This window comes from Bartonella sp. AA86SXKL (genome assembly GCF_042196885.1).
This window is the reverse complement of the sequence record NZ_JBHIRE010000576.1, coordinates 1-548: the sequence shown is the minus strand read 5'-3', so window position 1 is coordinate 548 and position 548 is coordinate 1. Positions and strand designations below refer to the sequence as shown.

Here is a 548-nt window from a genome sequence, read left to right as displayed (position 1 = left end):
ATTGTTTCCATATGCCTTCAATTCATTACGCACAATCTGGTATGCTTTTACCACGTCTTCTTCTTGAGCAGAAATCAAATGAAATAAAACACGACAACGTTCTACATGCCCTAAAAAACGGTCTCCAATCCCCACGCCTTCATGTGCTCCTTCAATGAGTCCAGGAATATCAGCTAACACAAATTCACGAGCATCAATACGCGCAACACCAAGGTGAGGATAGAGAGTCGTAAAAGGATAATCCGCAACTTTTGGCTTTGCTGCCGTCACGGAAGCTAAAAAAGTTGACTTTCCAGCATTCGGCAAACCAATAATCCCCGCATCAGCGATTAACTTCAAACGAAGCCAAAGTGTGCGCTCTTCTCCAGACAAACCCGGATTAGCACGGCGAGGTGCCCGATTTGTAGATGTCGTAAAATGAAGATTCCCAAAACCGCCATTTCCTCCTTTTGCAAGACGATAACGTTGTCCAACTTCCGTTAAATCACAGATTAATGTCGTATTATCTTCTTCAAAAATTTGCGTCCCTACCGGTACTTTAAGGATAA

General features: G+C 43.1%; 1 protein-coding gene. It reads right to left on the bottom strand.

Features of this window, described 5'->3' with window-relative positions:
• Positions 1-548 (bottom strand): GTPase Obg (locus tag ACFIO5_RS13370; RefSeq protein WP_375705678.1); only part of this gene is annotated, 548 nt, incomplete at both ends.